Genomic DNA, 7,577 nt, shown 5'->3' on the forward strand with positions numbered 1-7,577 from the left:
TCAGTTTTTCTATTAAGCTCAACATATATTTGAAAAGTTGCCGGTCACTCCTCATTTTACAAAGACAGTGATCGCTTTTACTTTTGATATTCTGATGGGAGAATGAAACAGCCCTACCCATCTCCCCACTCCCCACGGTTATAGAAACCTCGGCAGAAAAGTCTCTACAACCGGGTTTTTCTAGGAATATTAGGAAAGGAGATTACCGCGACTACCGTTAGGAAGAATAGTTTCTTCGAGGGAAGCAGAAAGAAGATTATTTTCGGTTAAAATCGCCCCAATTAAGTTAGCTTGTTTGAGATTAGCTCGTTTAAGATTGCTTCCCACTAAATAACTCAAGAGTAATCCCGCTTGGTGTAGATTAGCACCGGAAAGGTTAGCGGAGGCTAAATTAGCACCGAGCAGATTACAACCTGTTAAGTTAGCTTGGCGAAAATTGGCTTTATTAGCGTCAGTTTTGCTTAAATCGGCTCCGGTTAAGTTAGCTCCCTCAAAATCGCTACAATTGAGGTTAGCTCCCGTCAAATTAGCACCTTCGAGGTTAGCACAACGTAAATCCGCCCCCCGTAAATCCGCCCCGCGCAAATCGGCATAGCTGAGGTCGGCGTATTGAAGATGGCAGTTTTCCAGATTAGCTTGATAGAGATAGGCTCGAATTAGGTTAGCCTCTTTTAAGTTAGCATGGCTAAGATTAGCAGAGCTAAGAATAGCACGAGTGAGAATAGCCCGTTTTAGGTTAGCTTTCCCCGCCATGGCATGAGTTAAAGTGGCTGAGGTGAGATTAGCCGCTTCGAGATTCGCTTTCAACAGTTGAGCAAAAAGTAAGCTACTGTGAATTAAACAGGCAGAACTTAAATCAGCCTTTTTGAGAATGGTATTACTCAAAATTGCGCCGCTTAGTTGACTTTGGCGCAAATTTGCCCCAGAAAGGTCGGCTTTAGTCAGGTTAGCATCGATAAGACAAGCTTTGCTTAAATTAACTTCTTCGAGGGAAGCATCCTTGAAATTAGCGTTAATTAAACAAGCTTCGGCTAAATTGGCTCGTTTTAAGTAACTATGACTTAGGTTAATCTGGTTTAAACACTGTCTCTTTAAATTGACTCCGCTAAGTCTGACTTCCGCAAAGTTGCGTTCACCTCGATTATACAGTTCGATTAGATGTTCACGATTGGTTAAGGCATTGCTACTCATAAAATAACTAAATTGTTCTGGAAGGTGATTTCCAGAGAATTGGTTGGGGAAAATTACTGATCATGAAGTCGATCTCTAGGATGAGTACAGGGAGCGACTGGGAATTTTTGCGAATAAATAGAAATTTTCAACCAATTACGGGCTTAAAATCCCTATTGGCAATCACTAAAACCGGTAAAGAACGACAAGAATCGGGGTTCAATACCAAAAACAGTCTCTACCTAAACCCGCCACTTGTTGCCAGCCAGGTCTAGGCATTAAATTAGAGAAGTCTTGTGCGTCAGTTTTTCTGACTGAATCTACTGCCTCGCCGATGTCTTGACTCGGTATCATACAGTTGAATTTGTTAGGTCTGCTTAGTCAGTCCGGTAGCCAAGAGGCTAAAACTCTTAATCACCAGATTTCGGGGACTCTCCAGTTGAGCAAGCATAAAACTTTGTAAAAGTCAATCCCTCTTAGGGATGAACTGCCCAATTCTATTCCCTGAAGCCTTGGTTTATTCAGTCTATCAGGTTGTGGTCTGTTTTGGCAAGAGGGGTCAATGGTTTTTTAATCAATTCGCCAAAAGGCTTGATTTTTCGTAGGGGATAATTGTATAGACCGGTCATCTAAATATTGTCTGAGACTGGGGGAAGGATTGAGGAGATAAATATCGGTAAATTGATTTTTTAAGGATGGGATGGAAACTCTAGGGTTCGACTGAACAAATAAATACTTTGTCTTAGCATCAGTAGTATGGATAAGGGGCAAGGTATCTAACCAATGTTCTGAAATAATTAGAGGTTTTTGACTGCGATTAATCATTGTATAAGCGTTGGGAATATTACTACCATAGCCCACATATCTAGTTGCCGGCGGTGGATAGGGAATTTTGGCAATTAATCCGAAAACTAGCAATAATATTAAGAGAATTTTTGCCCAGCCTTGGCGCTGCTGTAATCCCTTGCTTAGTAAAAAGGTAACTGCCAGCAGCATACCGAGAAAACTCGGTAAGTAAAATCTGCCCACAGCCGTGTAGCGAAATCCTCTGATTAGATCCCAAGCTAAAAGAGAGAAAAAGGGGATAATTGTTAGGAGAATGATCAGGGTAAAAACTTTTTTATCGGCTTTTTTGCCCAGATAAATAAAGGAGATGATGACGAGGATAATTAGGCAGTATTCAATAATAGGGTTGATGGTGGGATTGGCTAAACTGAAATTATAAAATAAACGAGCGATCATTCTTACCCATATTTGCCAAAGTACCTCTAGGGTTAAACTGCCTTTTGACCATCCAAAGATAGTAAATCGACTGGTAAAAATCCGGGTTAACCAAATTGAATAAATCCACAGGGAAGCAAGTAAGCTGATGCTATAGTATTTTTTGGTTAAAAAGTTAAAATAATTCAGCTGCAGCAGAAAATATAGGCTATGAACCACTAAAACAAAGATAAAGAAAACATGGGTATATAAACCAGCGATTAGGGATAAACTATAGAAAAACCAATCTTTTTTCGGTTGCGAGGAATCAATAGCTTTGAGAAATAACCAGCTAGAAAGTATCGAACAGAAAACATATAGTCCGTATTCCCAAATTCCTAGAGCATAACCAGTAAAACGCGGGGAAAAGAAGATAAGTGTAGTGGCGATTAAAGCGGCGTTTTTATTTTTAAATAAAGTCAAAGCTAAATGGTAAAAACTCCCTAAAATACCAAACCAAATAATTACCGAAAATCCTCTTAAGACTAAATAAGAATTGCCTAATAATCTTGCTAAAAACCAGAGGGAACTGTAATAGAGAGGTAGATCATAATTTGAGCTAGTATAAAGAGAGGCTAAGGTATCAGGAAAACCTTTCACGGAATTAACCCCTTGAAATTGCCAGAGTTGTTCTGTAGATTTAATTTGTCCATCGAACAGATAGTTAATTAACTGTTCAGGTGTGTAACCAGAAAGATGCAGTAAGACCAAAGATTCATCGTGCCAAACATAGCTATAGTAGGCGAGATGGACAAAATAGAAAATATTGAAAATAATCAATAAACCTAAAGCAAATCTAACCCCAGATTGACGAGTAAACATAATTATCTCGATCCTGTTAAAAATCACTGATTACTGTTGACTAACTCCTGCTTAATCACTCTAGAATTTTGATGGGTAAGGGGTAAAGTAAACCAAAACTGTGAGCCAACCCGCGGGGTACTTTTTACCCCAATTCTCCCAGAGTGAGCCTCGATTATTTGCCGACATTGGTAGGAACCTAAACCGATTCCCGTTAGGTGTTGATTATGAAGATTTCTTACATATAAATGGAAAAGATGTTGACATTGTTCCTCATCCATGCCAATGCCATTATCGCTTAAAGTGCAGTAGAGCATATCTTGGTCAATACGAGCATCTAAAGCTAATTGAATCGGTGAAGGGTTATGTTTTAAGGCATTATTTAATAATTGTTCAAAAACACTTCTTAGCTGACAAGGATCAGCATCAATAGCGGGTAAGTCATCGGGGAGAAGATTAATAAAAGTAGCTTGATATAAATCAAAATCTTTTTGCCAATCTTTGAGCCAAATTTCCACCTGTTCTTTTAAAGATAGAGGTTGACGATGCAAGATTAAAGGCCGTTCTTCAGCAAAATGATTTTCTGATAAAGCATTAATTAAAGTTAATTGTTGATCGCAACTACGCACCACCTGATCGAGCATTGCTCGCGAGATAGTTACTTTTTCTGTTTGCCGACACTGGAAATTTTTTAATAACATCACTAATCCCATAATCGAAGTGCGAAGATCGTGGGATACTGCCTGTAAAAAAACCGTTTTCATTTCGTATAAACGCTGAATTTCCCGGACTTTCTCCCGCAGTTCCAGGGTTCTTGCTGCCACTTCCCGTTCTAAATTATTATTCAAGCTTTGCACCCTCTGATATAGTTGGGCTTGGCCGATAGCAATACAAACTTGGGTGGCTAACTGTTCTAATAATTTGACCTCGCTTTTTTGCCAATGACGAGGATGGGAATATTGATGGACAACTAAAGCGCCTAAATGTTGATTATTAACCGTTAGAGGTAAAACTAAAGAGGATTTAACTTGCAGGTATTCGTAATAACCCTTGAGAGTCGGCAGAGTTTGCACCTTAGCGGTATTATCAGCAATAATTAACTTATCTAAAGAAAATAATTGTCCCAATTCTTCCAGTAATTCTGGTTCGGGAAACCAACCCATCAGCGAGGGAATCTCGGGACGACGGGACTCAGCGATTACCTTAGACCAACCCCGCTCTTGACAGTGACCGATATAGACTTGATCGGCATCGAGAAAATTTCTGATTTCCTCAACAATGGTATTTAAAACCTGATCTATATCTAAAGATTGATGGACTTTTAAAGCAACTTGTGTTACTAAATGTTCTCTTTCTAAAGTTTCATTTAAAGCTCGATCGATCTGTTGTCTTTCGCTAATCGCCGCCGATAAAAACAGAGAAGTTGACATGACAATGACTAAAAAGATTTGTAAGATCAAGACACCTCTGGTATAATCGGGAGCCTGTAGGATAAAAGGACTGATTCCCCTGGCCAATCCCATCAAAGCTAAAATAGATACTAAAAAATTCGCTATTACCGCTCCCCAAGTCTGAAAACGCATGGCAGCCCAAACCACAAAAGGAAAAGGCAGATATTCGAGGTACTGCACCATACTCCAATCGGGGTTAAGAAAATTTGGTTGATCACCAAAAACCACGGAAGTCACCACCGTTAGCAAACTCAGACAAAGTAACGCCTCGCCAAGGCGTTGGGGTTGCCGTGGTTCTCGCAGGGAGTGATGATTGAAGAAAAAACGCAACAGCAGCGGCGTGGTCATTAATATTCCCGTACTATCTCCGAGCCAGATAATGCCCCAAGACTGTCCAAATTGCCGCCAATCCCAAGTATTTAGCCAACTACGGGCAAAAGTATCGATAGTGGCGTTAACTGCCGAGGCTAATAAAGCCGCTAAAAATACCAGTAAAAGGATATCGCGAATGCGCTGTAAAGTGGCGGAAAATCTCAGATAATGCAAGAATTGCGCCCCTAACAGAGCCGATAAACTGCTACCGAGCGCCGAAAATAGAGCTATGGGCCAACTGGCCGCTAAAAAGAAGGTAAGAAGCAAATCCCCGATAAAAACGCCTAAAACTAGCCTTTTTCCCCCTAAAAAAACAGCAGTTAAGCCAATACCAGCACTCATCCAAATCGGGGCAGGTCGCGACCCTAAATTTAAGCAGAGATAGCCTAGCCAACCAACACCCAGATAAACTAGGGCAACAAGCACAATTTTAGACCGATATGATGAAATCTGTAGCATTTTCAGTTATCAGTTATCAGTTATCAGTTATCAGTTATCGGTTATCAGTTATCAGTTATCAGTTATCAGTTATCAGTTATCAGTTATCAGTTATCAGTTATCAGTTATCAGTTATCAGTTATCAGTTATCAGGTTTAAGTTTTAAGTTATTAGGTTTAAGTTTTCAATTTTCAATAAATTTAGTATCTTTCACTGGTCACTGGTCACTGGTTACTGGTTACTGGTCACTGGTTACTGGTCACTGGTCACTGGTTACTGGTCACTGGTTACTGGTCACTGGTCACTGAATCACTGAATCACTGTTAATCTATCTCCAGATTGCCTAAACTAGGAGTAGTTCTGCCTCATGCAGATGGGTGAAAACCGTACATTTTCCCGTTAGGAATCAAAGATCATGCGGATTTTAATTGTTGAAGACGATCCTTTAATGCAGTTAGGTTTAGAACAAGCGCTCAGTGAACAGCCGGATTTTGAGATTGTTGGTCAAGCTAGTGATGGTCTAGCGGGGGTACAATTAGCCCTATCCCTACGGCCGGATTTAGTGGTCATGGACATCGGTTTACCCCGTCTCGATGGCATTGCGGCAACTAAACAGATTAAGGAGGGTTTAGCTAATGTTCATGTGGTCATGCTCACTTCCCACACTCTCCAACAGGAAGTGATCGCAGCTCTGGCTAGTGGTGCTGATGCCTATTGTATCAAGGGAGCCAGTCTCGATCGCCTTTTGGCCGCCATTGAAGCGGCCAAGGATGGGGCCACCTATTTAGACCCCCAAATTGCCCGTTTAGTCATGGATAATCTCAAACCGCCGGCAGTGCAACCTAATCCCAATCTAGCACTTTTATCAGAGCGAGAAATGGAGGTTTTAAAGTTAATTGTTGAGGGCAAAAGTAACGCTGAAATCGCCGAACAACTTTATTTAAGTACCAATACGATTAAAACCCATGTGCGGGGAATTATGAATAAATTAGCCGTGGACGACCGAGTACAAGCGGCCGTAATTGCCCTACGTTCCGGTATTGTTTAAGGGGAAAATGGCGATTTACTTATCCCCTATTCGAGGCTTCTCTAATCACCTCTAAAACCTCTGAAGCATGGGAAATAGTCGGGACGTGACCGGATGCCAAAACCACTGTCTTTGCTCCCATTCTCTCGGCCAAATTAAACTGTAATTCTGGGGGTACGGCTTGATCTTGACTAGAGACAATATACCAGTTTGGCTTATTTCTCCAGGCGGTTGTAGTGGTTTTTGCTGTTAGTAAAGAGGCGGCTGCTGGGGTTTGGGTGGCATAAATTAAAGCGGCTTTTTCGGCGGGCAAATCATTGGCGAGAATCTTCTCTATTCCCTCTTGAGAAATCCAGATAAACCCCTCTTGTTCTTGAAAATACTGTGATGGGGTTTCGTATTCACTAAACAAATCTACCATCGACTCCCCCGCATCGGGAGCCAGCGCTGCAATGTAAACTAAACCAGACACTTTTTCATCGTTGCCGGCTTCTGTGATTACCGTACCCCCCCAAGAATGACCGACTAGAATACATTGTCCTTCGATACGGTTTAAAATTCTTTTCGTAGCAGCTACGTCATCCGCTAGAGAAGTGAGAGGATTTTGCACTGCGATCGCTGCGTATCCTTCGGCTAATAACTGGGCAGTTATCTGATTATAACTAGAACCATCGGCCCAAAAACCGTGAACCAAAACAATATTGTTAATTCTGTTCATAAGACCTCTTACAAAACTCGAAAAGTGCTGGTTTTTAGCATTTTTTAACTCTCAGAGAGCTATTAATATTCTTACATTGTAGCCATTAAGCCCATTTTAACTTTTTAACTCAATTGCCGGTGCTATAACCATCCAAAAAGTATATTCAATCATTTATAATAAGTTATCGACCTATCTCTGTTGGATAAACCATGACTATCGCTCAAAGCTTACCCCTAGTCGAGTCTCATGTAAACCCTGAGATAATCTTCCCACAAGGCCAATTTTGGAGTGATGAACCCCCTTTGGAAAGTAACCTACATCTACAACAAATTATTTTATTAATTCAGTGTTTAGAATG

At 40.8% G+C, this 7,577-nt stretch carries 7 protein-coding genes and 1 pseudogene; 3 read left to right on the top strand and 5 right to left on the bottom strand.

Going from position 1 to position 7,577, the window contains the following annotated elements:
* Positions 1-189: 189 nt before the first annotated feature.
* The 4 genes from EWV68_RS18750 to EWV68_RS18765 form a co-directional block, all read right to left on the bottom strand.
* The gene (locus EWV68_RS18750) at positions 190-1,191 is read right to left on the bottom strand and encodes a pentapeptide repeat-containing protein (RefSeq protein ID WP_287170688.1); all 1,002 of its coding nucleotides are present in this window, start codon (positions 1,189-1,191) and stop codon (positions 190-192) included.
* 198 nt (positions 1,192-1,389) lie between these two features.
* Complete coding sequence (locus EWV68_RS18755) at positions 1,390-1,524, bottom strand: hypothetical protein (RefSeq protein ID WP_255520608.1); 135 nt, start codon at positions 1,522-1,524, stop codon at positions 1,390-1,392.
* A gap of 216 nt (positions 1,525-1,740) precedes the next feature.
* Positions 1,741-3,252: a glycosyltransferase family 39 protein gene (locus EWV68_RS18760; protein WP_287170689.1), complete on the bottom strand. Its 1,512-nt coding sequence runs from the start codon at positions 3,250-3,252 to the stop codon at positions 1,741-1,743.
* A gap of 23 nt (positions 3,253-3,275) precedes the next feature.
* Positions 3,276-5,513, bottom strand: a complete 2,238-nt coding sequence (locus EWV68_RS18765) for a sensor histidine kinase (RefSeq protein WP_061433296.1) — start codon at positions 5,511-5,513, stop codon at positions 3,276-3,278.
* Here EWV68_RS18765 and EWV68_RS18770 point away from each other — a divergent pair.
* A complete protein-coding gene (locus EWV68_RS18770; RefSeq protein WP_287170690.1) occupies positions 5,495-5,800 on the top strand; it encodes a hypothetical protein in 306 nt (101 codons plus the stop codon). The genes EWV68_RS18765 and EWV68_RS18770 overlap by 19 nt on opposite strands.
* 107 nt (positions 5,801-5,907) lie before the next feature.
* Positions 5,908-6,540, top strand: coding sequence for a response regulator (locus EWV68_RS18775; RefSeq protein WP_002798381.1), 633 nt, complete (start codon positions 5,908-5,910; stop codon positions 6,538-6,540).
* Positions 6,541-6,559: 19 nt separating this feature from the next.
* Here the strand turns inward: EWV68_RS18775 and EWV68_RS18780 are convergent, their stop codons facing one another.
* On the bottom strand, positions 6,560-7,237 hold the full coding sequence (locus EWV68_RS18780; RefSeq protein WP_002759226.1) for an alpha/beta fold hydrolase: 678 nt from the start codon (positions 7,235-7,237) through the stop codon (positions 6,560-6,562).
* A 191-nt stretch (positions 7,238-7,428) separates the two neighbouring features.
* Between EWV68_RS18780 and EWV68_RS18785 the strand changes: the two are divergent.
* Positions 7,429-7,577 (top strand): annotated as a pseudogene (locus EWV68_RS18785) (Uma2 family endonuclease); the annotation flags it as partial.

The sequence above is a fragment of the Microcystis sp. M_QC_C_20170808_M9Col genome (assembly GCF_007095495.1).
GTDB classification, from domain to species: domain Bacteria; phylum Cyanobacteriota; class Cyanobacteriia; order Cyanobacteriales; family Microcystaceae; genus Microcystis; species Microcystis aeruginosa.

Coding starts and splice junctions, on each gene's coding strand:
- EWV68_RS18750 (WP_287170688.1), bottom strand. CDS start 1,191: ATGAGTAGCAATGCCTTAACCAATCGTGAACATCTAATCGAACTGTAT.
- EWV68_RS18755 (WP_255520608.1), bottom strand. CDS start 1,524: ATGATACCGAGTCAAGACATCGGCGAGGCAGTAGATTCAGTCAGAAAA.
- EWV68_RS18760 (WP_287170689.1), bottom strand. CDS start 3,252: ATGTTTACTCGTCAATCTGGGGTTAGATTTGCTTTAGGTTTATTGATT.
- EWV68_RS18770 (WP_287170690.1), top strand. CDS start 5,495: ATGATGAAATCTGTAGCATTTTCAGTTATCAGTTATCAGTTATCAGTT.
- EWV68_RS18765 (WP_061433296.1), bottom strand. CDS start 5,513: ATGCTACAGATTTCATCATATCGGTCTAAAATTGTGCTTGTTGCCCTA.
- EWV68_RS18775 (WP_002798381.1), top strand. CDS start 5,908: ATGCGGATTTTAATTGTTGAAGACGATCCTTTAATGCAGTTAGGTTTA.
- EWV68_RS18780 (WP_002759226.1), bottom strand. CDS start 7,237: ATGAACAGAATTAACAATATTGTTTTGGTTCACGGTTTTTGGGCCGAT.